The sequence below is a fragment of the Sphingobium sp. IP1 genome (assembly GCF_002708645.1).
GTDB classification, from domain to species: Bacteria; Pseudomonadota; Alphaproteobacteria; order Sphingomonadales; family Sphingomonadaceae; genus Sphingobium; species Sphingobium yanoikuyae.
Window position 1 is genome coordinate 1 of sequence record NZ_NOIW01000064.1, and the last position, 21,365, is coordinate 21,365.

27 protein-coding genes are annotated in these 21,365 nt (G+C 65.1%); 13 read left to right on the top strand and 14 right to left on the bottom strand.

The window, feature by feature from the left end; all coding sequences use genetic code 11:
• The 5 genes from CG471_RS31415 to CG471_RS19480 all read right to left on the bottom strand — a co-directional run.
• On the bottom strand, nt 1–158 hold a 158-nt coding region (locus tag CG471_RS31415), incomplete at its 3' end, for a TRIC cation channel family protein (RefSeq protein WP_373562058.1).
• A 53-nt stretch (nt 159–211) separates the two neighbouring features.
• A complete protein-coding gene (locus tag CG471_RS19465) occupies nt 212–1,528 on the bottom strand; it encodes a M20/M25/M40 family metallo-hydrolase (RefSeq protein WP_099233159.1) in 1,317 nt (438 codons plus the stop codon).
• A 99-nt stretch (nt 1,529–1,627) separates the two neighbouring features.
• Nucleotides 1,628–2,173 carry a glutathione peroxidase gene (locus CG471_RS19470; protein WP_099233161.1) on the bottom strand — a complete coding sequence of 182 codons (546 nt, stop codon included), beginning with the start codon at nt 2,171–2,173 and terminating at the stop codon, nt 1,628–1,630.
• A 39-nt stretch (nt 2,174–2,212) separates the two neighbouring features.
• A complete protein-coding gene (locus CG471_RS19475) occupies nt 2,213–2,926 on the bottom strand; it encodes a VIT family protein (RefSeq protein ID WP_099233163.1) in 714 nt (237 codons plus the stop codon).
• A gap of 67 nt (nt 2,927–2,993) precedes the next feature.
• Nucleotides 2,994–4,772, bottom strand: coding sequence for an ABC-F family ATP-binding cassette domain-containing protein (locus tag CG471_RS19480; protein ID WP_099233165.1), 1,779 nt, complete (start codon nt 4,770–4,772; stop codon nt 2,994–2,996).
• A gap of 140 nt (nt 4,773–4,912) precedes the next feature.
• Between CG471_RS19480 and CG471_RS19485 the strand changes: the two genes are divergently transcribed.
• Nucleotides 4,913–5,638 (top strand): SIMPL domain-containing protein, encoded by a 726-nt coding sequence (locus tag CG471_RS19485; protein WP_099233167.1) that lies wholly within the window; start codon nt 4,913–4,915, stop codon nt 5,636–5,638.
• 4 nt (nt 5,639–5,642) lie between these two features.
• Here the strand turns inward: CG471_RS19485 and CG471_RS19490 are convergent, their stop codons facing one another.
• Nucleotides 5,643–7,136 carry a DUF389 domain-containing protein gene (locus CG471_RS19490; protein WP_099233169.1) on the bottom strand — a complete coding sequence of 498 codons (1,494 nt, stop codon included), beginning with the start codon at nt 7,134–7,136 and terminating at the stop codon, nt 5,643–5,645.
• Between the two features lie 70 nt (nt 7,137–7,206).
• Between CG471_RS19490 and CG471_RS19495 the strand changes: the two genes are divergently transcribed.
• The 4 genes from CG471_RS19495 to CG471_RS19510 all read left to right on the top strand — a co-directional run bounded on the left by CG471_RS19495 (nt 7,207) and on the right by CG471_RS19510 (nt 10,185).
• Nucleotides 7,207–7,545 carry a hypothetical protein gene (locus CG471_RS19495; RefSeq protein ID WP_004207540.1) on the top strand — a complete coding sequence of 113 codons (339 nt, stop codon included), beginning with the start codon at nt 7,207–7,209 and terminating at the stop codon, nt 7,543–7,545.
• A gap of 48 nt (nt 7,546–7,593) precedes the next feature.
• The gene (locus CG471_RS19500; RefSeq protein WP_004207541.1) at nt 7,594–8,259 is read left to right on the top strand and encodes a response regulator transcription factor; all 666 of its coding nucleotides are present in this window, start codon (nt 7,594–7,596) and stop codon (nt 8,257–8,259) included.
• Nucleotides 8,260–8,428: 169 nt separating this feature from the next.
• A complete protein-coding gene (locus CG471_RS19505; RefSeq protein WP_037491643.1) occupies nt 8,429–9,733 on the top strand; it encodes a HAMP domain-containing sensor histidine kinase in 1,305 nt (434 codons plus the stop codon).
• A gap of 98 nt (nt 9,734–9,831) precedes the next feature.
• On the top strand, nt 9,832–10,185 hold the full coding sequence (locus CG471_RS19510; protein WP_099233171.1) for a YbaN family protein: 354 nt from the start codon (nt 9,832–9,834) through the stop codon (nt 10,183–10,185).
• Nucleotides 10,186–10,269: 84 nt separating this feature from the next.
• Here CG471_RS19510 and CG471_RS19515 read toward each other — a convergent pair whose 3' ends face one another.
• The 3 genes from CG471_RS19515 to CG471_RS19525 form a co-directional block, all read right to left on the bottom strand.
• Nucleotides 10,270–10,671 carry a polyketide cyclase gene (locus CG471_RS19515; protein ID WP_099233173.1) on the bottom strand — a complete coding sequence of 134 codons (402 nt, stop codon included), beginning with the start codon at nt 10,669–10,671 and terminating at the stop codon, nt 10,270–10,272.
• A gap of 77 nt (nt 10,672–10,748) precedes the next feature.
• Complete coding sequence (locus CG471_RS19520) at nt 10,749–11,504, bottom strand: molybdopterin-binding protein (protein WP_099233175.1); 756 nt, start codon at nt 11,502–11,504, stop codon at nt 10,749–10,751.
• Nucleotides 11,501–11,983: a GFA family protein gene (locus CG471_RS19525; protein WP_099233177.1), complete on the bottom strand. Its 483-nt coding sequence runs from the start codon at nt 11,981–11,983 to the stop codon at nt 11,501–11,503. The genes CG471_RS19520 and CG471_RS19525 overlap by 4 nt, the downstream gene beginning before the upstream one ends.
• 83 nt (nt 11,984–12,066) lie before the next feature.
• On the opposite strand from CG471_RS19525, the gene map reads away from it, so the two are divergent.
• The 6 genes from map (at nt 12,067) to CG471_RS19555 (ending at nt 17,100) form a co-directional block, all read left to right on the top strand.
• Nucleotides 12,067–12,897, top strand: a complete 831-nt coding sequence (map, locus tag CG471_RS19530; protein WP_170828743.1) for a type I methionyl aminopeptidase — start codon at nt 12,067–12,069, stop codon at nt 12,895–12,897.
• A 335-nt stretch (nt 12,898–13,232) separates the two neighbouring features.
• Nucleotides 13,233–13,571 carry a P-II family nitrogen regulator gene (locus CG471_RS19535; protein ID WP_004207549.1) on the top strand — a complete coding sequence of 113 codons (339 nt, stop codon included), beginning with the start codon at nt 13,233–13,235 and terminating at the stop codon, nt 13,569–13,571.
• Nucleotides 13,572–13,665: 94 nt separating this feature from the next.
• Nucleotides 13,666–15,078 carry a type I glutamate--ammonia ligase gene (gene glnA / locus CG471_RS19540; RefSeq protein WP_099233179.1) on the top strand — a complete coding sequence of 471 codons (1,413 nt, stop codon included), beginning with the start codon at nt 13,666–13,668 and terminating at the stop codon, nt 15,076–15,078.
• Nucleotides 15,079–15,198: 120 nt separating this feature from the next.
• A complete protein-coding gene (locus CG471_RS19545) occupies nt 15,199–15,501 on the top strand; it encodes a DNA-binding protein (RefSeq protein WP_099233181.1) in 303 nt (100 codons plus the stop codon).
• A 34-nt stretch (nt 15,502–15,535) separates the two neighbouring features.
• Nucleotides 15,536–16,594 (top strand): nitronate monooxygenase family protein, encoded by a 1,059-nt coding sequence (locus tag CG471_RS19550; RefSeq protein WP_099233183.1) that lies wholly within the window; start codon nt 15,536–15,538, stop codon nt 16,592–16,594.
• Entirely contained in the window at nt 16,591–17,100 is a 510-nt protein-coding gene (locus CG471_RS19555) for a DUF4269 domain-containing protein (protein WP_099233185.1), read from the top strand. Before CG471_RS19550 ends, CG471_RS19555 begins: the two co-directional genes overlap by 4 nt.
• A gap of 16 nt (nt 17,101–17,116) precedes the next feature.
• Here CG471_RS19555 and CG471_RS19560 read toward each other — a convergent pair whose 3' ends face one another.
• On the bottom strand, nt 17,117–17,770 hold the full coding sequence (locus tag CG471_RS19560; protein ID WP_010336062.1) for a histidine phosphotransferase family protein: 654 nt from the start codon (nt 17,768–17,770) through the stop codon (nt 17,117–17,119).
• A gap of 91 nt (nt 17,771–17,861) precedes the next feature.
• A complete protein-coding gene (locus CG471_RS19565; protein WP_099233187.1) occupies nt 17,862–18,263 on the bottom strand; it encodes a M67 family metallopeptidase in 402 nt (133 codons plus the stop codon).
• A gap of 17 nt (nt 18,264–18,280) precedes the next feature.
• Here CG471_RS19565 and CG471_RS19570 point away from each other — a divergent pair, with 17 nt between their 5' ends.
• Together CG471_RS19570 and rpoH are read left to right on the top strand one after the other, a co-directional pair.
• Entirely contained in the window at nt 18,281–19,231 is a 951-nt protein-coding gene (locus CG471_RS19570) for an RluA family pseudouridine synthase (RefSeq protein WP_099233189.1), read from the top strand.
• A 78-nt stretch (nt 19,232–19,309) separates the two neighbouring features.
• On the top strand, nt 19,310–20,224 hold the full coding sequence (rpoH, locus tag CG471_RS19575) for an RNA polymerase sigma factor RpoH (RefSeq protein ID WP_099233191.1): 915 nt from the start codon (nt 19,310–19,312) through the stop codon (nt 20,222–20,224).
• A 57-nt stretch (nt 20,225–20,281) separates the two neighbouring features.
• Here the strand turns inward: rpoH and CG471_RS31420 are convergent, their stop codons facing one another.
• Genes CG471_RS31420 through CG471_RS19585 form a run of 3 tightly spaced genes read right to left on the bottom strand, consistent with a single transcriptional unit; the run spans nt 20,282 to nt 21,312 of the window.
• Nucleotides 20,282–20,539 carry an N-acetyltransferase gene (locus CG471_RS31420; RefSeq protein WP_257211610.1) on the bottom strand — a complete coding sequence of 86 codons (258 nt, stop codon included), beginning with the start codon at nt 20,537–20,539 and terminating at the stop codon, nt 20,282–20,284.
• A 33-nt stretch (nt 20,540–20,572) separates the two neighbouring features.
• Nucleotides 20,573–20,767, bottom strand: coding sequence for a hypothetical protein (locus CG471_RS31425; RefSeq protein WP_257211611.1), 195 nt, complete (start codon nt 20,765–20,767; stop codon nt 20,573–20,575).
• Entirely contained in the window at nt 20,764–21,312 is a 549-nt protein-coding gene (locus CG471_RS19585) for a TetR/AcrR family transcriptional regulator (protein ID WP_099233193.1), read from the bottom strand. Before CG471_RS19585 ends, CG471_RS31425 begins: the two co-directional genes overlap by 4 nt.
• Between the last annotated feature and the right edge of the window lie 53 nt (nt 21,313–21,365).

Below are 21,365 nucleotides of genomic sequence, written 5' to 3' on the forward strand. Positions count from 1 at the left end.
CCCGTAAGCAGGGCGAAGAAGGCAAAGGTCACCAATGTCTGGCGCAGGCGTGCGGCAGCCAATGCCCCGGAAGCCCCGAAGACGAAGGTGCCGATCAGGCTCAACGCCTCCAGCACGGGTCCGATATGGGTGGCGATCGTCGGGGTCGGCGGCAGCATGGCTTTCCGTAGCCGCTATCGGGCGCCAGCGGAAGCCGGCGCCCGAGGGGCAATCATCTCCGGCCTTTCTCGGCCGACAGGCGCGTCATCAATATGGCCGCCCGCTTGGCCTGGCGCGGCATGGTGGACAGGTCCGCCTTTTCCGCCGGGCTATGGTCACCCATCGAGGCGAGGCCAAGACCCACCAGCCCGTCGACATCCTGCGCGACGAAGCTGATATCGCCGGCGCCGCGCTTGAGCGGATCAAGCTCGGGCATTTCGGGCAGGCCCAGATCCTTGTTGATGCCATTCAATTTGCCGAGCAGCGCGCGATTGCCCGCCGTTGGCGCCATGGAGGGATAGCCCAGGTCAAAGGCGATGCTGGCGCCGGTGCCGGGCAGATGGCCGTTGTCGACAATTGCCTGCATCTTCGCCCGGACCCGCTCGGTCTGATCCTGACTGAGGGTGCGGAAATCGCCCTTGGCCACCGCCACCGGGGGGATGATATTGGTCTTGCCGGTCACGGCGATGCGCACGCCATCCTTGTCGACGTCCGCGCTCTGGCCGCCACCGATCAGGCCGACATTGAAGGTCAGGTTTGGCTCCGGCAATTCCTTGCGGAAAGCGGTGATGATCCGCGCCATTTCATAGACGGCGCCATCACCGGCGGCGGCCGAGAAGATGCCCGAACTGTGCGCCGATTTGCCGCTGGTGGTCAGCGTCCAACTGTTGGAGGAGCGGCGCGCGATCGAGCCCATATCCTTGCCGTCCTCGCGGCTCAGCCCCTCGAAATCGAGCGCGACGTCGGCGCGCTTGCCGGCCGCGATCAGGTCAGCGCGCGCGATCGAAACCGGATCGCCCGAATCCTCCTCGTCACCGGTCAGTACCACCTCGATATTGGCGTTCTTGAGCGTGCCCGCCGCCTGCATCGCCTTCAGGGCGAGCAACATCGTCACCACCCCACCCTTGTCGTCGCCGACACCCGGCCCGGCCGCCCAGTCGCCCTCGCGCTTGAAGGTCTGGAACGGCGAGTCCGGCTCGAACACCGTGTCGAGATGGCCGATCAGCAGCATCTTCGTCGTGCCCGCCTTGCCCTTATGCACGGCGATGAAATGGCCGGCACGCTTGACCTGATCCATCGGCTTCCAGCTAACGGTGAAGCCCAGCGCCTCGAACTCGGGACGCAGCATGTCGGCCACCGCCTTGACGCCGGCGACATTCATCGACCCGCTATTCTGGTTCACGATCTTTTCGAGGAGGGCGATCGCGGGTTCATGACCGGCATCGACGCTGGCGCCGATCTTCTGTTCGGTCGGGCTCAGCGCTGCCTGTGCCGTGGTCGCCAGCAGCATCGCGCCGCACAGCGCCGCCTTCACAATAGTCTGTCGCATGGGTTCGTAACTTCACCGAAACAAAGGGAAAATGGGCCGCTCTGGGGCAGCCGTGAAATAGAACGGGTGGCGCGCGCAGACACGCCACCCGTCGGACGCTTATTTCGCCAGTTCGGCTTCGATCGCAGCAACCAGCACCGGATCGTCGGGCGCCATCGTCGGCGCGAAACGGGCCGCAACGCTGCCATCCTTGGCGATCACGAACTTCTCGAAATTCCACAGGATTTCCGGCACCGGATTGGGCGTCATGCCATAGCCCTTGAGCCGTTCTCGGAAGCTGTCGCCGTCGCCCTGCGCTTCGGGCAGGGCGCTCGTCAGGGCGGCATAAAGCGGATGCTTTTCCGGCCCGCTAACCACGATCTTCTCGAACATCGGGAAATCGACACCGAAATTGGTGGTGCAGAAGGTGGCGATCTCGTCATTGCTGCCCGGTTCCTGGGCGCCGAAATCATTGGCGGGGAAGCCCGCGACCACCAGCCCCTTGTCCCGATAATCGGCATAGAGCTTTTCCAGCCCCTCATATTGCGGCGTCAGCCCGCATTTGGAGGCGACATTGACCGCGAGCACCACCTTGCCGGCATAATCGGCCAGGGTCGCGTCGGCACCCTTGATGGTCTTGAGCGGTATCTGCTGGATTGCGGTCATGCATCGTCTCCCTTGGATATCAGGCGGCGGACCTTGCCATCATATGGCGGCGCCGAAAAGATGGCCCGCCGCAGCTGTCACAGCCATCGCCAGCGCGCCCCAGAAGAAGGTACGCAGCATCGACCGCCCCGGCCGCGCACCACCCAGCCGCGCCCCGACATAGCCCAGCAGCAACAGGCAGAGCAGCGACACCGGCACGACGCTGATCCCGGCCAGCGACGGCACGATGGCTGCGGCGACTACCGGTGGCGCGGCGCCACAGGCGAAGCTTGCCGCCGAGGCCAGCCCTGCCTGCACCGGGCGCGGCGTGCTGAGGTCGGAAATGCCCAGTTCATCGCGGGCATGGGCGCCCAGCGGATCGGTCGCCATCAACTGGGTAGCCACCTGCCCAGCCAAGTCCCGGTCCAGCCCGCGCTCGACATAAATGTCGCGCAGCTCCTCCCATTCCGCATGAGGCTGCGTCGCCAGCGCCTTTTTTTCCTTGGCGAGATCGGCACGCTCGGTATCCGACTGGGCGCTCACCGAAACATATTCGCCCGCCGCCATCGACATGGCACCTGCCACCAAGGCGGCAATACCCGACAATAATATGGACTCGCCCGTCGCGCCCGATGCGGCGATCCCGGTCATCAGGCTGGCGGTCGATACAATCCCATCATTGGCGCCCAGCACGGCCGCGCGCAGCCAGCCGACCCGGTTGACATAATGGACGGCATGATGCGGCCGTGGCGGCTCGACGCGCGGCGTGGTCATATGATGGAGCCCCCTGTCAGATCATCCAGCCCGTTGGCTATCAGATGCAGAGGGCAGCGCAAGGGGTTCAGCCCAGCCCCTCGGCCTTCTCCGCCAGTTCGAGCCAGCGTTCCTCGGCCGCGTCCTTCTCGGCGCGCGCCTTCTCGATCGCAGCGGTCAGCGCGGCGAATTTCTTGGGATCGCGGGTATAGAGCGCGGGATCGGCCAGCGCCTCCTCGTCGCGGGCGATCGCCGCTTCCAGTTCCTCGATCTTCTTGGGCAGCAGGTCGAGGTCGCGCTGGTCCTTGTAGGTCAGCTTGGTCGAGGCCGGCTTGGGCGGCGGCGGGGCCGCAGCCTCCTTCTTCTCCGCCTTGGGCGCACGCCGCGGATCGCGCTTGGCGATCCAGTCGGCATAGCCGCCGACGATCACATCGACCTTGCCCGATCCGTCGAGGCCGAGCGTCACGGTGACGGTGCGATCGAGGAAATCGCGGTCATGGCTGACGATCAGCACCGTGCCATCATAGTCCGCGATGACTTCCTGCAGCAGGTCGAGCGTTTCGAGGTCAAGGTCGTTGGTCGGTTCGTCCAGCACCAGCAGGTTGGATTCGCGGGCAAATTCGCGCGCGAACAGCAGGCGCGAACGCTCGCCACCCGACAGGGTGCCGACCTTCGCCTCGGCCAACGAGGGATCGAACAGGAAGTCCTTGAGATAGCCATGGACATGTTTGCGGACGCCGCGCACGTCGATCCAGTCGCCGCCCTCGGCCAGCACATCGCGCACGCTCTTGTCGCCCTGCATCAAGCTGCGCTGCTGGTCGATGAAGATCATGTCCAGCGTCTTGGCCAGCGTCACCGCGCCGCTGTCGGGCGCCAGTTCGCCGGTCAGCAGCTTGAGCAAAGTCGACTTGCCCGCACCATTGCCGCCGACGATGCCGATCCGGTCGCCGCGCTGCACGCGCAGCGAGAAGTCGTTGATGATGGTGCGGTCACCAAATGTCTTGGTGACATGCTCGGCCTTGATGACGTTCTTGGTCTTGCTGTCGTCGCTCGCCACCGCGATCTTGGCAGTGCCCTGCGGCCCCTGCATCGCGGCGCGTTGGGCGCGCATCTCCCATAGCTTGGCCAGGCGGCCCTGGTTGCGCTTGCGCCGGGCGGTCACGCCGCGCTCCAGCCAGTGCGCCTCGATCTTGAGCTTGGCGTCCAGCTTCTCGGCGGCGCGCGCCTCTTCGGCATAGACCGCTTCCATCCAGTCCTCGAAACCGCCGAAGCCGATCTCGTTGCGGCGCATCTGGCCACGGTCGAGCCACAAGGTCTGGCGGGTCAGGCGGGTCAGGAAGGCACGGTCATGGCTGATGACAATGAAGGCGCCGGTATAGCGGGCGAGCCAGCTTTCCAGCCAGTCGATCGCGGCAATATCCAGATGGTTGGTCGGCTCGTCCAGCAGCAGCAGGTCCGGTTCGCTCGCCAGCGCGCGGGCGATCGCGGCGCGGCGGCGCTCACCACCGCTCGCAGTCGCGGCCTCGCGCGACAGGTCGATGCCCAGCTGGTCGGCGATCGCCTCCACCTCATGGGCGGGCGGCGCGAATGCGCCGGCCAGCGCGAAATCATGCAGCGTCTTGAAGGCGCTGACGTCGGGATCCTGTTCCAGCGTCACCACCCGCGCGCCCGGCTGCACCGAACGAATGCCCTCATCCGCCTCGATCTGGCCGCCGATCAGCTTGAGCAAGGTGGTCTTGCCCGCGCCGTTGCGCCCGATCAGCGCCAGCCGGTCGCGCTGGCCGACATGTATGTCGATATGCCGGAACAGCCAGTGGCTGCCCTGCGAGAGGCCGAGATTTTCGAAGGAGAGAATGGGTGCTGCCATGGCGGTGCAGCTAGGGCCTATCGGGCGTCGGGGCAAGAGTGGAACCGGAAAGCTGTCGGACGGCTTTCAACGCAGGACAGCGTCCATTCATCGCACCCCGGCCAAAAACGGGTGCAGGACTTACAGAGGAGACCATGTCCATGAAATCCGCCCTCGCCCTGATGGCGCTCGGCGCCGCCGCACTGCCTGTCGCGGCTGTTGCCCAGACCAGCGTCACCATCGCCGAGACCGCGCCGGTGGTGACGTTGAACGTCACCGAAAGCGTCGAGGCCGCACCTGACGTCGCGACCATCGGCACCGGCGTCCAGACCAAGGCCCCGACCGCGGCCCAGGCGATGAAGGACAATGCCGCCAAGATGGACGGGCTGATCGCGGCGCTGGCCAAGGCCGGCATCGCCAAGACCGACATCCAGACCAGCGGCATCAACCTCAACGCCCAATATGATTACAGCAATCGCGATGGCCAGCCGTCCGGTCCGCGTTTCCTGGGCTATGAGGCGTCGAACCAGCTGAGCGTCAAGGTGCGCGACGTGAAGAAGGTTGGCGCGCTGCTCGATACGCTGGTGCAGGCCGGCGCGACCAACATCAACGGGCCCAGCTTCTCGATCGAGGATCCGAGCCCGCTGCAGGCCCAGGCCCGCGCCACCGCGCTCAAGACCGCCAAGGCCCAGGCCGATTTCTATGCCCAGGCGGCAGGCTATCGCTCGGCCCGGCTGGTCTCGATCTCGGAAAGCAGCAGCGGCGGCAATGCGCCGATGCCGCTGATGGCGGCCCGGTTCAAGGCCGACGCCGCACCGACCCCGGTGGAACCGGGCCAGGTCAGCGCATCGATCAGCCTGACGGTCCAGTACGCGCTGGAACGCTAAACCGTCATTCCTCGACGCGCCAGTGCGGCACCGCAAGGTCCGCGCTGGCGCCTTTGACCAGTCGCGCGTCGATGCCACGATCGGCAAAGGGCTTGAGCAGCCCCTCATGCCCCTCCCCCTTGATCGACAGGTCGATCGGCAGGCCGGTGCGCTGCGCCGCCCACAGCACAAGCGCCAACCGATCCTTGTCCGTCACGGCTCCTTCTTCATCCAGTGCCAGCGACGGCAGCGGCAGGGTCGGCGGCGTAATCTCTATCGCCCATCCCGGCGTTGCCGCCGCCGCCCGCCGCTCCAGCGCCCAATAGGCGCCAAGGCCCGCATCCGGCAAAGCCCGCGCCCGCACCACCGCCCGTTTGCGCGCGGTATCGACCGTCACCGCATCGGGATTGACACCAGCGACCAGTGCCAGCCGGTCGGTCAGGCGATCGACCTGGCCCTGCACCTCACGCCGGGCGGTCTGGGCGGCGAGCAACTGGGCATTGTCGGCATCCGTCCCCTCACCCACCCGGATCTGTTCGATATCCAGCGACACCGGCTTGCCCAGCATGTCGCCCAGGATATGGCCTGCCCGCGCAGACGCATCGCGCTCATAATGGCTGGTGAGGACGCTGGCGGTCACGGCAAGCGGCCTGGCGGCGAAATCCAGGTCGAGCTGCGCGATCCGGGCGCCATCGGGAAATTCGCGCCGGATGACATCGCGCGCATCGCGGGCGGCCCGCGCTTCCCAGGCGATCTGGCCGAGCGACAGGCCGAGCGGCACTGCCAGTGCGACGAAGATTGCGCCTATGAAAACCATCTGCAGCCAGCTCTGGCTGGGCGACAGGCGCCGGCCAAAGCCATAGAGCCGCGCCATGATCGCCGCGGCCAGGGCGATCGTCACGAAATTGGTGAAGAAGAGGAGGAACGCACCGCCCGCGACTGTTGCGTTAAGCGTCGCCAGGCCAAAGCCGACAGTTGCCAGCGGCGGCATCAGCGCGGTGGCGATCGCGACGCCTACAATCGTCCCCGCCTTGCCGCGAATCATCGCATAGGCGCCCGCCAGCGCGGAAAAGAGCGCGACCATCAGGTCGAACAGATTGGGCCGGGTGCGCGCGGCGATTTCACTGGTCACCGTCTGCAACGGCGACAGCAGGACGATGAAGGCGGTGAACGCGATCGCCACCAGCGCCCCGCCCGCCAGCGCGACGATCGTCCGGCGGATTTCGCGCGCATCGGTCATGGCAAGGCCAAAGCCCAGCCCGACGATCGGCCCCATCAGCGGCGAGATCAGCATCGCACCGATTACCACGGCCGGCGAGGAGAGCAGCAGGCCGAGCACCGCAATGCCCGCTGACATCAGGATCATGAAGGCGTAGGACGGGCTCCAGCCATCATCGGCCCGGACCCTTTCGAGCACCGCCTGATGATCGATCCCGCGGATCACATGGCTGCGCCACCAGCGCGGAACGGAGCGCCACAAGGGTGCATCGGCTACGGGCCTGTCATCTTCCATCTGCATGGCTGGCAAGCTTAATTCGCCCGGCCGCTCCTTTCCAGCGCGGAATGACCGGTCATTCACCACCTGTTCAATGCGCTTCGCCTATGCCATGCCCATGACAATGATCGCCAAAAGCCTGACTGCCGGACTGGCCGCAATTATGGCCCTATCCCTTATGACACCGGTCGCCGAAGCCGGTGGCCGCCGTGACGAGCAGGATGCCGCGCGCCGCGCGATGCTGGACGGCCAGGTCATGCCCTTTTCGATGATCAAGCGCCGGGTCGATGCCCAGGTGGGCGGTGCCACCTATGTCGGCAGCGAGTTCAATCCCTCCACCAATCGCTATCGCCTGAAATATGTGAAGGACGGCAAGGTGATGTGGGTTGATGCCGACGGCCGGACAGGCGATATCATCGGCTGGGCGCGCTGACTGCGCGCCGCCCAACCTCTTTGCGTCGATAACAAGAAACGGAACCCTATGCGCCTGCTGATCGTCGAGGATGAACCGAGTCTGGGCCAGCAGCTCAGGAACACGCTGGAAGGTGCCGGCTATGCCGTCGACCTCGCCACCGATGGCGAGGATGGCCATTTCCTGGGCTCGACCGAAAATTATGACGCCGTGGTCCTGGACCTTGGCCTGCCGACGATCGACGGCCTGACCGTGCTTGATCGCTGGCGCAAGGAAGGCCGCAGCTTCCCGGTGCTGGTGCTGACCGCGCGCGATAGCTGGTCCGACAAGGTCGCGGGCCTCGATGCCGGCGCCGACGATTATCTGGCCAAGCCGTTCCAGAGCGAGGAACTGATCGCCCGCCTGCGCGCGCTCATCCGCCGTGCCAGCGGCAATGCGTCGAGCGAACTGATCGCCGGCGACGTTCGCCTCGACACCCGTTCGGGCAAGGTGACGCTCAAGGGCGATCCGGTGAAGCTCACGGCGCAGGAATATAAGCTGCTCTCCTATCTGCTCCACCACAAGGGCAAGGTGGTCAGCCGCACCGAGCTGATCGAACATATTTACGACCAGGATTTCGATCGCGATTCCAACACGATCGAAGTGTTCGTGACGCGCATCCGCAAGAAACTCGGCGCCGATGTCATCACCACCATCCGCGGCCTTGGCTACAGCCTGGACGAGCCGGGGCGCTAATCCGCGCCCCATCCGCTTCCGTTCGCCGCGGGCGAAGTCGACAGGCAAACAGGTCCGTGCCATCGGCCATGTTTCTCGGCTGCGCCAGCAGTGAACGGGTGTAGGATCATTTCGCATGGCCAGCCCGTCGCCCTCCCCCGTCCGGTCCACCGGGTCGATCAGCCGCCGCATGATCGGCATTGCCGCGCTGTGGATCAGCGTGCTGCTGCTGGGCGGCGGCGTCGCGCTCGACCGGGTGCTGTCGGACGCGGTGACGCGCAATTTCGACGACGGCATGAATTATGTGCTGACCGCGATGATCGCGGCGGCCGAGATCGGCCCGGACGGCGAAGTGCTGTTCAACCGCGAACTGGCCGACCAGCGCTTCCTGGAACCCAATAGCGGCCTCTATTACCAGATCAGCGCCAAGGGGCATGAGGATTGGCGATCGCGATCGCTGTGGGACCGGGCACTCAAGGTGCCGGGCGACCATGCCGACCGCAACTTCCATGTCTATGACAGCAAGCAGTTTCCCGGCGAGGATCTGCGCGTCATGGAGCGCAGCGTCATCCTGCCCGGTTCCGACGCGCGCTGGATGTTCATGGTCGCACAGGCCCGCCAGGGCCTCGATGGCCAGATCAAGACGCTGCGATCGACCCTGTTCAAGAGCTTCGCGCTGCTGGCGCTGGGCCTGATCCTGCTCGCCACCTTGCAGACCATCTATGGCCTGCGGCCGCTGCGCAAGGTGCGGCTGGAAATCATCAAGATGCGCGATGGCGACAAGAGCCGGGTGACCGAACCCATGCCCGCCGAAGTGCTGCCGATGGTCGAGGAGTTGAACGCGCTGCTCGCCCATAATGAGCGACAGGCGGAGGAAGCGCGCACCCATGCCGGCAACCTCGCCCATGCGCTCAAGACCCCGCTGACCGTCATCATGAACGCGGCGACCGCCAATGCGCCGGACCTGGGCGAAACGGTGGTGCGCGAGGCGACGACGATGCGGCGCCAGGTCGACCATCACCTCGCCCGCGCCCGCGCCGTTGGCCGGCGCGGCGCAGCGCAGAGCCGGGCCGAGGTCTGGGCCAGCCTGGAGGCGGTCGAGCGCGCGGTGCGCCATCTCTATCAGGATGCGCGGGTCGACATGGACGGCGACAAGCATGCGGCGGTCCGCGTCGAGCGGCAGGATCTGGACGAAATGCTGGGCAATCTGGTCGAAAATGCCGCCAAATATGGCGGCGGTAGCGTGTTCGCGACGGTCAGCCGGGTTGGCGCGATGGTCGAGATCATGGTCGAGGATGACGGCATGGGCATTCCCGAGGCCGACCGGGTGCGCATCTTCGATCGCGGCGTGCGGCTCGATTCGGGCAAGCCCGGCACTGGCCTTGGCCTCGCCATCGTCCGCGATGTCGCCGAAATCTATGGCGGGTCGGTGGCGCTGGAGGAGAGCGAGGATCTGGGCGGGCTGCTGGTCCGGCTGCGCCTGCCTGCCGCCTGACAAAAGGCACCCGACGAAAGGCAATTGCGTTCCTGCAAATCAATAGCATAGATAGGACAGACTGGGCCGCATCGGCCCATTCCAGACGGGATCGACGGGTGCGGCGCCATCTCTATCTCATTGCCGGCTTCCTCTCGATCGGATTGGGCACGCTGGGCGCCTTCCTGCCGCTGCTGCCGACCGTCCCTTTCATGATCCTCGCGGCCTATTGCTTTGCCCGCTCCAGCCCGGAACTGGAGGCCAGGCTGCTCGACCACAAGCATTTCGGCCCGCATATCCGCCGCTGGCGCGAACGCGGCGCGATCAGCCGCAAGGGCAAGAAGGCCGCGCTCGGCGCCTTCGCCTTCAGCGCGATCCTGGCGCTGATCTTCTCCCCCTTCCCCTGGTATCTGATCCCGCTGGCCGCAGCGCTGATCGGCGGCAGCTGGATCTGGACCCGCCCGGAAAGCTGAGCCGCCTCGGCGGGATCAATATCCGCCGTTAGGGTCTGGTTCCGTATCAGAAATCGCTCTTTCGCGATTTGTCAAAATGATCCCTTAGCCCAGCGTCTTTGCATAATCGCGCAGCGCGCGTAGATCGCGGGTAATCCATTTGGCGTCGCGCGCGAAATCCTCGTCGCTCATACCGGGCTGGCGAAAAAGCGTCAGCATCACCTCTGCCCCATCTCCATTCTCGATCACGCGCAGCGGGACATGAACCTCCCGGCCATCACCGGTCTCGACGAAATGATCCATCACGCCAAATTCATTGTGCGGCGTGAAGCGAACGACGATCGGCCCATCGGGACCGTCGGCAATCCATCCGGTGCCGCCCCTGCGCAGATCGGCCTCGGTCAGGCCCGATGCCCATTTCGGGAATATCTCCGGCTGCCAGATCGCTTCATAAAGCTCGCGCCAGTTGCGCGCTATCGAGACACTATAGGTTCGCGCGGTAAGCATGCAGAATTCTCTTTTAGAAGTGGAACTGCGCTGTACCGCCGCCAGGCCTTCTTGTCACCGCAACGGATGTTTCTTGGCTAGATACCGCCAGACACCGGGGGCCAGCCCCCCTCCGTCAACGCGGCGCTGAGGTCCGCAACGCAGATGTCCAGCACCACCTGGTCGGTCGAGCGGATGACGAAATTGGCGCCGGTGCGCCCTTCGCGGAAGAAGGGGTAGCTGCCGATCTGGACGCCGTCATGGGCGCGCTCGGTGGCGCCGAGCAGGTCGGCGATCTCGCTTTCCGCGACCCAGCAGCCGATCGTCGCGGAGAGGACGGGCAAGCCGCCTTCCAGCGTGCCGGTCAGGCTGTCGAGCATGCCGGCGGTGATGTGCGGCACGCCGGCCATGATGAAGATATTGCCGTGGCGGATGCCCGGCGCGCCCGACATGCGGTTTTCGATGAGGTCGGCGCCGGCCGGCACCCGCGCCATGCGCAGCCGCGCGTCGGTGAGGCCGCCGCGCGTGACATAATAGCGCTCCAATATCGCCCGCGCTTCGGGATGGATCTCGACACCGACGCCCAGCGCCACCGCGATCGCATCGACCGTGATGTCGTCATGGGTCGGCCCAATACCGCCGGTGGTGAAGAGATAGTCGTTGCGGGCACGCAGCGTGTTCACCGCCTCGACGATCGCGTCCTGCACATCGGGCACCACCCGTACCTCGCGCAGGCGGATGCCCTGGACATTGAGCCAGGTGGCGATCTGCGCGACATTCTTGTCCTGGATGCGGCCGGACAGGATTTCATCGCCGATCACGATCACGGCGGCGGTCCAGATACGGTCGCTCATGCCAGCGGCTCCGCACGGGCGGCGAGCGCCATCAGCCGGGCCAGCCGATCGGGCGGCAGGACGTCCGCCGGCTTGTAGCTCGCCTCGAAGACCGGCACGTCGGCCGGCAAGGCGGTCCAGTCCGACCGGTCCGCCACGAAGATGGCGGCATCGGGCCGGATCGCCGAGCGATCGTCCAGCGTGCCGACCCGGATCGCCGCCCCCGCCCGGCCGAGACGGGGATAGAAGCTCCAGACCGCGGTGCCGCAGTTGGCGCAGCGGACGATCACCTGGGTCTTGCCGCTGCCGGTGGGCACGACATGTTCGCTCAACTGCCCAGACAGGAGATGAAGATGATCGACCTCGACAAAGGCATTGACCGCGGACGCCGCGCCGCTCTGCCGCTGGCACAGGCTGCAATGGCAGTTGTTGACGAAGATGGGGTCGGCATCGATCCGATAGCGCACCTCACTACAGGCGCATCCGCCTTCCATCACCATGTCCGTTTCTCTTTTCCTGATAGCGACCGCGGGGCTGAGCGAAGACACTCGCAATGCCGGATCGCAGGGTCTATATCAACCACATGACCGAATATATGACGATGACGGCCGACGCGCCGGTTTCCCGCTCGACCGCGATCAAGCTCTATGACGCGGCCGGTTTCGAAGGCATGCGCAAGGCCGGCCGACTGGCCGCCGAGATCCTCGACGCGCTAGTGCCCCATGTGGTGCCGGGCGTGACCACCGGTGAACTGGACGACATCGTCCGCCGCATGACCCTGGACGGCGGCGGGGTGCCGGCGACCCTGGGCTATCGCGGCTATACCCATAGCTGCTGCATCTCGCTCAACAATGTCATCTGCCATGGCATTCCGGGCGACTATAAGCTCAAGGACGGCGATATTCTCAATATCGACGTCACCCCGCTGGTCGATGGCTGGCACGGCGATACCAGCCGCATGTTCATCGCCGGCGATGCGCCGATCAAGGCGAAGCGGCTGGTCGAAATCACCTATGAATGCCTGATGCTGGGCATCGAGCAGGCCAAGCCCGGCAATCATCTGGGCGACATCGGCCATGTCATCCAGCGTCATGCCGAAAAGCATCGTTATGGCGTGGTCCGCGATTTCTGTGGCCATGGCCTGGGCCGCGTCTTCCATGACAGCCCTGAAGTGGTCCATGTCGGCCGTCCCGGCACCGGCCCGGAGTTGAAGCCCGGCATGTTCTTCACGATCGAGCCGATGATCAATATCGGCAAGCCCGGCGTGAAGATGCTGGACGATGGCTGGACGGCGGTGACGCGCGACCGCACCCTGTCAGCGCAGTTCGAGCACAGCATCGGCATCACCGAAACCGGCTGCGAGATCTTTACCAAGAGCCCGACCGGCCTCGACTGCCCGCCCTACGCGCGCTGATTTCTGCCTGCCCACGGCGGTCCCAAAGGCCCGCTCCGTTCATGCCATCGAGATCATGACCGATCGGCGTCGACGGGGCGGGCCTTTTGCATGACGGGCCGTTCAACCACTGCCCAAAAAACAGGCAGAATGACATGATATTGCCCGGAATCCGGGCAATATGGACAAAGATTGCTGCATCGCCGAAAGCAGGCCTAGCGATTCGCCACTTGGCACGGTAATTGATTGTTAAGGGAGACGGCGCTTGCCTCGGGGGCATGATGATCGTCGCTTGAAGGTTGAAGGATGCGGGGCCAACCCGCGTCCGTTCGTGCGTCATGGGTTGGGATTAAGTGATGAAGAAGATCGAGGCGATCATCAAGCCGTTCAAGCTGGACGAGGTGAAGGAAGCGCTGCACGAAGTGGGCGTGTCCGGCATCACCGTCACCGAGGCGAAGGGCTTCGGCCGCCAGAAGGGCCATACCGAACTGTATCGCGGCGCCGAATATGTCGTCGACTTCCTGCCCAAGGTGAAGCTGGAAGTCGTCGTCGACGACGCCCTGGCCGACCGGGTCGTCGAAGCGATCTGCAGCGCCGCCCAGACCGGCCGCATCGGCGACGGCAAGATCTTCATTTCCGCCATCGAGGGCGCGGTGCGCATCCGCACCGGCGAACGCGACAGCGACGCCATCTGATTTTCGACAGGTTCTAGCCGGCGGACAGGGGTCCGGCGGACACAGGCTTCAACGACCCCTTCGGGGGGGTATCCATAGAGAAGGGCAACTGCACATGGCCAACACGCCAAAAGACATCCTGAAGATGATCGAGGAAAAGGAAATCGAGTGGGTCGATGTCCGTTTCACCGATCCCAAGGGCAAGTGGCAGCACCTGACCATGGTGTCTTCGGTCCTCGGCGAAGATGAGCTGACCCAGGGCCTGATGTTCGACGGTTCGTCGATCGAAGGCTGGAAGGCGATCAACGAGTCGGACATGATCCTGAAGCCCGACCTGGATGCCGTCTATGTCGATCCGTTCAGCGCCACCCCGATGCTGATCATCTTCTGCGACATCGTCGAGCCCGACACCGGCGAACTCTATGCCCGTGACCCGCGTTCGTGCGCCAAGCGCGCCGAGGCGTTCGTCAAGTCGGCCGGTTTCGGCGACACCATCTATGTCGGCCCGGAAGCCGAATTCTTCATGTTCGACGATGTGCGCTTCGAGAATGACTACTCGCAGAGCTACTACAAGATCGACGACATCGAACTGCCGACCAACACCGGCAAGGAATATGAAGGCGGCAACCTGGGTCACCGTCCGCGCGCCAAGGGCGGCTATTTCCCCGTCGCGCCGGTCGATCCCTGCACCGACATCCGCGCCGAAATGGTGTCGACCATGCTCGAAATGGGCCTGCCCTGCGACAAGCATCATCATGAAGTCGCCGCCGCGCAGCACGAACTGGGCCTGACCTTCGGTACGCTGGTCCAGACCGCCGACCGCATGCAGATCTACAAGTATGTCGTGCAGATGGTCGCCCAGGCCTATGGCAAGACCGCGACCTTCATGCCCAAGCCGATCGCACAGGACAATGGTTCGGGCATGCACACCCACATGTCGATCTGGGAAGGCGGCAAGCCGCTGTTCGCGGGCGACGGCTATGCCGGCCTGTCCGACACCTGCCTCTACTTCATCGGCGGCGTCATCAAGCACGCCAAGGCCCTCAACGCCTTCACCAACCCGACCACCAACAGCTACAAGCGCCTGGTGCCGGGCTTCGAAGCCCCGGTTCTGCTGGCCTATTCGGCCCGCAACCGTTCGGCCTCCTGCCGTATTCCCTACGGCGCCGGTGCCAAGGCGAAGCGCGTGGAATTCCGCTTCCCCGACGCGATGGCCAACCCCTATCTCTGCTACGCCGCGCTGCTGATGGCCGGCCTCGACGGCATCGAGAACAAGATCCATCCGGGCGCCGCGATGGACAAGAATCTCTATGACCTGCCGCCCGAAGAGCTGAGCCAGGTGCCGACCGTCTGCGGTTCGCTGCGTGAAGCGCTGAACAGCCTCGAAGCCGATTATGAGTTCCTGCTCAAGGGCGACGTGTTCACCAAGGACCAGATCGATGCCTATATCGAACTGAAGTGGCCCGAAGTGTATCGCTGGGAAATGGCCCCCTCGCCGGTCGAATTCGACATGTATTACAGCGCCTGATCCTTTCACAGGTTGCTGGAGGACGGGCCCGGTCGCGCAAGCGGCCGGGCCTTTTCCGTTGCGGCGCGGCAGGCGTGCTGTTCTATTCCGGCACCACGCATCGACGAAGGGAGACTCGCCTTGCAGATCAGCGGAAAGCTTGCCCGCGCCGCCCGCGCCCTGGTGGAATGGCCGCGTGATCATGTCGCGCGCCTTGCGGGGATCGATATGCCGATGCTGGCCGATTTCGAAGCCGGGCGCGCCGATCCGGGTGACGATGCCAAGGCAAGACTGCGCCTGGTACTGGAACAGGGTGGCGCCGTCTTCCTGCCGGAGGATGGCGAACAGGGCGCTGGTGTTCGCCTGAAATTCACCGCACGCGACGTGCGCGCACTCAACCGCATGGAAGGCGAAGGCGGCCCGGTGGGTACCGACGACGTCTGATCCCCCTGTTGCAGGATCGATCGCCACCGCCCACATGAACTGCATGAACCCGATCGACGCGCTAGACCTTTCCCTTCCCCTGATCCAGGCGCCGATGGCTGGCGTATCGACGCCGGCGATGGCCGCCGCCGTCAGTAATGCCGGGGCGCTGGGATCGATCGCCGTGGGCGCTACCGATGCGGCGGACGCGCGCACCATGATTGCGGCGACGCGCGCGCGCACGGATCGGCCGTTCAACGTCAATCTGTTCGTCCATGCGCCGCCCCGCGTTCGTCCAGCCGAGGAGCGGGCGTGGCTGGCGGCGCTGACGCCGCTCTTTGCCGCGCAGAATGCGGCGCCGCCCGCGGGCCTTGAGACCATCTATCGCAGCTTTGCCGAAGACCCGGCGATGCTCGACCTGCTGGTCGAGACGCGGCCGCGCGTGGTCAGCTTCCATTTCGGGCTGCCCGGCGCTGAGCAGATCGCGGCGCTCAAGCAGGCGGGTTGCCTGTTGCTGGCATCCGTCACCAATTTGGACGAGGCAGGCGCCGCGCACGCCGCCGGGATCGACGCGCTGGTGGCGCAGGGATTGGAAGCCGGCGGCCATCGCGGCATGTTCGATCCCGATGCGCCCGATGCAATGCTCGGCACCTTCGCGCTGACCCGCCTGCTGGTGGCGAAGGCTGGCCTGCCGGTGATCGCGGCCGGCGGCATCATGGATGGACGGGGCGTGCGCGCCGCGCTCGACCTGGGCGCGGTGGCGGCGCAACTGGGGACGGCGTTCATCGCCTGCCCGGAAAGCAGCGCCGACGCCGCCTATCGCGCCGCCCTTGCCCGCCCGGCCGCCCAGCACACGGTCATGACCCGCGCCATTTCCGGCCGCCCGGCCCGCTGCCTTGCCAATCATTTCACCCAATGGGGCACTGAAAATGGTGGCGATGTGCCCGACTATCCGCGCGCCTATGCCGCCGGGAAGGCGCTCAACGCGGCTGCCAAGATCCAGGGCGAAGGCGGCTATGGCGCGCAATGGGCGGGCCAGGGTGCGCCCCTCGCCCGCGCCCTGCCAGCCGCAGAGCTGATCGCGGCGATCGCGGCGGAGATGCGCGAGGCATGAGCCGCGTCGCGCATGACGTCGCGCTGCAACGCACCGGCGTCCTGACGTTATTGGCGCCCTATGATCCGCATGTTGCGGGCACGCCGCCGCTTGGCCTCGACCTGCCGGGCAGCGACATCGATATCGTCTGCGAAGTGCGGGATTTCGATGCCTTTGCCACCTTGCTGACCGAGCATTTCGGCGATCGCCCCGATTTTGCGGTTCATGCACGACCCGACCTTGATGCCATGATCGTCCGCTTTCGCGCATGGGACTGGCCGTTCGAGATTTTCGGCCAGGCCTTGCCGGTTGCGCAGCAACATGGCTGGCGCCATTTCTGTGTCGAGCGACGCCTGCTCGATCTGGGCGGTCCTGCTTTGGCGCAGGCGATCATGGCCTTGCGCCATCGCGGCCTGAAGACCGAGCCCGCCTTTGCCACGCTGCTCGGCCTGACGGGCAATCCCTATGTCGCGTTGCTGGAACTGGAGAAACAGGACGACGCAGCCCTGCGCGCCCTGCTGCCCTGAGCTTTTCCGACCCGAATTATTCTGCGCGGTCGGGGATGGCGGCGCCGAACAGCAGCACCGAATCGCCCGGCGGCGACAGCACGATCTCGCCGCCAGCCTCCATCACCAGCGCCCGCACCATCCAGGCCGCCGCCGTACGCGACGCCAGGCCACCGGCCGGCAAGGTTCCCGCCAGCGCCGCGCGCAGTTCGGGATCGAGAATGACCTTCGGCCCTTCGCCCCGCACCACGATCTCCGTCACGCCCGGCCGCTTCTCCGCACCGATGTCGAGCTGCCCACCACGCACCAGCGCATCGCCGGCGATCAGCGCGAGATTGAGCAGCACCTTAACCGCGAGCTTGGCCAGCATCTGTTCCTCGACCATCCAGCCAAGCTTCACCCGCCCCGAGGCGAACATGCCCTCGATCGCGACCTTCGCCTCATGCGGCGGCACCGCATCGCCAAAGCCACCCGCCGAACCGAAGGCCAGGCGGAAGAATTTCAGCTTGTTGGCCGACGTGCGGGCGCTGTCGGCCAGCAGGTCCAGGCAGCGCTGGCGCATGTCCGGGTCGGTTTCGTCAGCCATAAGTTCCAGGCCATTGTTGAGCGCCCCGACGGGGCTCAGCAGGTCATGGCAGAGGCGCGAGCAGAGAAGGCTGGCAAATTCGATGCTGTCGATCGGATGGGTCATGGAGATGGAGGCCGCCGGATTTACGGGAAAAGACACCTTCCCGGCTAGGCTTCCCCAGCCGATGATGCAAGCCCGGCTCACCCCCTTTGCATCACCTTATGTCGAGCAACGCCTCCACGAAGGCCACGCCCCCCTCCCCGTCCGGCCCGGCCACCCATGCGCGCACCGTCCCTCCGCCGACTATAAGCCACAAGGCGCCGTCCGGCGTTGCGCAGGCCCGGTCCGTTTCCGACGGAAACGGAACGCCCGATGGGTGGGAATGATAATGACCAAGCACCGCCGATCCGCCCCGGCGCGCGGCCCGATGCGCGGTCAGCAAGGTGGCCGGCGCCAGTTCGAAATGACGGGCCGGATCAGGCGCGACGTTGGCCGCTGGCAAGATCGCGTCGATGCGCGCGCCCTGCCCCAGCAACAGGCCACAGACCTCCCCCGGCTCGGCCGCGGCAAGGGCCATGATTTGTTCCAGCAGCACCCTTGAAATTTCGGCCTTCATTCCTACATCCCTAGGCAATGGTTCCGGGGGTTTCCATCATTGAAACGACGATAGGCGAAGCCCAGGCGGGTTTGCGCCTCGATCGCGCACTGGCCGAACTGCTGCCCGACCTGTCGCGCGAGCGGATCAAGGCGTTGATCGTCGAGGGACAGATCGTCTCTGGCGGTCGATCGCTCAACCCGTCGATGAAGGTGGCAGTGGGGCAGGATTACAGCATCACCCTGCCCGCCCCCGTCGCGCTCGACGCCGTGGCGCAGGATATTCCGCTCGACATCGTGCATGAGGATGCCGACCTGATCGTGGTGGACAAGCCTGCGGGCCTGGTGGTCCACCCGGCGGCCGGCAATCTGGACGGCACGCTGGTCAATGCGCTGCTGCACCATTGCGATGGTCAGTTATCCGGCATTGGCGGCGTGGCGCGTCCCGGCATCGTTCATCGCATCGACAAGGATACTTCGGGCCTGTTGGTCGTTGCTAAGTCGGACAAGGCCCATGAGGGCCTGGCCCGGCAGTTCAAGGATCACAGTATCGACCGGCTCTATGCCGCGATCGTCTATGGCATTCCAACGCCGGGGTCCGGCACGGTCGATGCCTGGATCGGGCGGTCCGACGCTGATCGAAAGAAGATGGCGGTTCATCGGGAAGGGCGCGGCAAGCATGCCGTCACCCATTACCGCGTGATGGAGCGCCTGCGTGGCGCGGCGATGGTGGAATGCCGGCTGGAAACCGGCCGCACCCATCAGGTTCGCGTGCATATGGCGCATCTGGGTCACCCCTTGATCGGTGACCCGGTTTACGGTAGAGAGAGAAAAGGTTTCAAATCAATACTGGAAACACTGGGTTTCAAAAGGCAGGCATTGCACGCGAAACGGCTGGGGTTCATACATCCTGTGACGGAGGAACCCTTGGCTTTCGACAGTCCCCTGCCTGCAGATATGCAGGAACTGTTAAGCGAGCTTCACGTATAGGTTCTGACAAGTTTGCGCGGCCAGCGGATGCCACTTTCGGGTTCGCCTGGCGCGCATGTAAAGGGAAGGAATTGTGACATGGCCAATCGGAGCAATGTCCCCGCGGTTCCGGCGCTGGGCGGTGAAGCCAGCCTCAACCGCTATCTGTCGGAAATTCGCAAGTTTCCGCTGCTGACCCCCGAGCAGGAATATATGCTCGCGAAGCGCTACGAGGAACATCATGATCCCGAGGCGGCGGCCCAGCTCGTCACGTCTCACCTGCGCCTCGTGGCGAAGATCGCCATGGGCTATCGCGGCTATGGCCTGCCGGTCAGCGAACTGATCAGCGAAGGCAATATCGGCCTGATGCAGGGTGTGAAGAAGTTCGAGGCTGAACGTGGCTTCCGCCTGGCGACCTACGCCATGTGGTGGATCCGCGCGTCGATTCAGGAATTCATCCTGCGCAGCTGGAGCCTGGTCAAGATGGGCACCACCGCGTCGCAGAAGAAGCTGTTCTTCAACCTGCGCCGGATGAAGAACAATATCGAAGCGTTCGAGGATGGCGATCTGCGCCCCGAGGACGTGACCAAGATCGCGACCGATCTGGGTGTGTCGGAAGATGATGTGGTGTCGATGAACCGTCGCATGGCGATGGGCGGTGACACTTCGCTCAACGTGCCGATGCGCGAGGATGGCGATGGCCAGTGGCAGGATTGGCTGCAAGACACCGATCCGCTGCAGGACGAACGCGTCGCCGAGGAGCAGGAACGCACCCAGCGTCACGAGATGCTGGTCGAGGCGATGACCGACCTCAACGACCGTGAGAAGCATATCCTGGCCGAGCGTCGCCTGGCCGAGGAGCCCAAGACCCTTGAGGAACTCAGCCAGGTCTATGGCGTGTCGCGCGAGCGCGTCCGCCAGATCGAGGTTCGCGCCTTCGAGAAGCTGCAGAAGGCGATGATGCGCATCGCCGGCGGCAAGCTGGAAAAGATGGCACGCTTCGCCGCCGCCTGATCCGGCGAACATGGAACAGAAGAAGCCCCGGAGCGATCCGGGGCTTTTTTTTTCGTCTTAGAGCATCCGCACCATCGAGACGCTGTCCGCGCCATAGCTGTCGGCGACAACCGGCGCATCGACGAAACCCTGTCGGCGCCAGAAGGCGTCCGCGCCGTTGACGGCGGTCAGGGTGATGCGATCGAAGCCGGCGGCGCGGGCCTGTGCCACGGTCAGGTCGACGGCGGCCGCAGCGGCGCCAGTGCCGCGCGCTTCCGGCAGTAGCGCCAGGTCGTGGAGATAATAGCGATCGGGCGCGTCCGGCAGCCTGCCCATCAACTGATCGAGCGCTGGCGGCCGCTCCCCAGCTCAGGGATGAGTGACGAGATAGCCGAGCGCCTCCCCATCCCACTCCAGCAGGAAGCAACCCGCCGGATAGAGGCGCAACCGTTCGGCATAGATGGCAGGCTTCTCCGTATAGGCGCCATGGACCCAATCGGAAATGGCCGCCGCTGCGTCCACATCCCCCTGCCCCATCGGTCGCCATTGGGCGGCGCCGCTCACGCCTCGACACCCAGGGCGCGGCGATTGGCCGCCAGCAATTCCTCCGACAGCGCCGGATCGTCCACCGCGCGGGCCAGCACCATCGTGCCGACCAGTTGCGCCATTCGCGCCAGCGCCGCGTCGCGATCAGCAATGCCGGCATTTTGCAACACGGCGGTCAGATCCTCGAACCCTTCGCGAAAGGCGGCGGCAAGCGGCCCGCCCTTGCGCGCAGCGTCCGGGCCGAGCGCGATCAACGCGCAGCCGGTTTCAGGCGCGTCGCGATTACGGGCGCTCAGATAATCGGCGGTGATGGCATCCGGCCCATCCTCGGCCGACAGGCGACGCCACTTGGCCGCGCCGCGCGCGAGCGACGTGGCACAGGCTTCGGCCGCGAGCGCCTCCTTCGATTCGAACTGATTGTAGAAACCGCCATGGGTAAGACCGCATTCGCGCATCACCTCGCCAATGCCGACGCCCTCTACGCCACGGGCGCGAAACAGGCGGGATGCGGCATCCACCACCTTCTCGCGATTGCGTTCGGCCTGTTCACGGCTGACTTTCATGATCCTGCATCTCCAATTGGCCTCTTGACCTTATATATGATACCCATCATTTA

Excerpts from the sequence above, each read along its gene's own strand:
- CG471_RS19505 (WP_037491643.1), top strand. The coding sequence starts at position 8,429 with ATGATCGGCATTGCCGCGCTGTGGATCAGCGTGCTGCTGCTGGGCGGC.
- CG471_RS19525 (WP_099233177.1), bottom strand. The coding sequence starts at position 11,983 with ATGGTGATGGAAGGCGGATGCGCCTGTAGTGAGGTGCGCTATCGGATC.
- CG471_RS19565 (WP_099233187.1), bottom strand. The coding sequence starts at position 18,263 with ATGAAGGCCGAAATTTCAAGGGTGCTGCTGGAACAAATCATGGCCCTT.
- CG471_RS31420 (WP_257211610.1), bottom strand. The coding sequence starts at position 20,539 with ATGGGCAGGCTGCCGGACGCGCCCGATCGCTATTATCTCCACGACCTG.
- glnA (WP_099233179.1), top strand. The coding sequence starts at position 13,666 with ATGGCCAACACGCCAAAAGACATCCTGAAGATGATCGAGGAAAAGGAA.
- CG471_RS19585 (WP_099233193.1), bottom strand. The coding sequence starts at position 21,312 with ATGAAAGTCAGCCGTGAACAGGCCGAACGCAATCGCGAGAAGGTGGTG.
- CG471_RS19535 (WP_004207549.1), top strand. The coding sequence starts at position 13,233 with ATGAAGAAGATCGAGGCGATCATCAAGCCGTTCAAGCTGGACGAGGTG.
- CG471_RS19470 (WP_099233161.1), bottom strand. The coding sequence starts at position 2,173 with ATGACCGCAATCCAGCAGATACCGCTCAAGACCATCAAGGGTGCCGAC.
- CG471_RS19550 (WP_099233183.1), top strand. The coding sequence starts at position 15,536 with ATGAACTGCATGAACCCGATCGACGCGCTAGACCTTTCCCTTCCCCTG.
- CG471_RS19480 (WP_099233165.1), bottom strand. The coding sequence starts at position 4,772 with ATGGCAGCACCCATTCTCTCCTTCGAAAATCTCGGCCTCTCGCAGGGC.
- CG471_RS19560 (WP_010336062.1), bottom strand. The coding sequence starts at position 17,770 with ATGACCCATCCGATCGACAGCATCGAATTTGCCAGCCTTCTCTGCTCG.
- CG471_RS19570 (WP_099233189.1), top strand. The coding sequence starts at position 18,281 with ATGGTTCCGGGGGTTTCCATCATTGAAACGACGATAGGCGAAGCCCAG.
- CG471_RS19555 (WP_099233185.1), top strand. The coding sequence starts at position 16,591 with ATGAGCCGCGTCGCGCATGACGTCGCGCTGCAACGCACCGGCGTCCTG.
- CG471_RS19495 (WP_004207540.1), top strand. The coding sequence starts at position 7,207 with ATGCGCTTCGCCTATGCCATGCCCATGACAATGATCGCCAAAAGCCTG.
- CG471_RS19475 (WP_099233163.1), bottom strand. The coding sequence starts at position 2,926 with ATGACCACGCCGCGCGTCGAGCCGCCACGGCCGCATCATGCCGTCCAT.
- CG471_RS19490 (WP_099233169.1), bottom strand. The coding sequence starts at position 7,136 with ATGCAGATGGAAGATGACAGGCCCGTAGCCGATGCACCCTTGTGGCGC.
- rpoH (WP_099233191.1), top strand. The coding sequence starts at position 19,310 with ATGGCCAATCGGAGCAATGTCCCCGCGGTTCCGGCGCTGGGCGGTGAA.
- map (WP_170828743.1), top strand. The coding sequence starts at position 12,067 with ATGACCGAATATATGACGATGACGGCCGACGCGCCGGTTTCCCGCTCG.
- CG471_RS19515 (WP_099233173.1), bottom strand. The coding sequence starts at position 10,671 with ATGCTTACCGCGCGAACCTATAGTGTCTCGATAGCGCGCAACTGGCGC.
- CG471_RS19520 (WP_099233175.1), bottom strand. The coding sequence starts at position 11,504 with ATGAGCGACCGTATCTGGACCGCCGCCGTGATCGTGATCGGCGATGAA.
- CG471_RS19465 (WP_099233159.1), bottom strand. The coding sequence starts at position 1,528 with ATGCGACAGACTATTGTGAAGGCGGCGCTGTGCGGCGCGATGCTGCTG.
- CG471_RS19485 (WP_099233167.1), top strand. The coding sequence starts at position 4,913 with ATGAAATCCGCCCTCGCCCTGATGGCGCTCGGCGCCGCCGCACTGCCT.
- CG471_RS19500 (WP_004207541.1), top strand. The coding sequence starts at position 7,594 with ATGCGCCTGCTGATCGTCGAGGATGAACCGAGTCTGGGCCAGCAGCTC.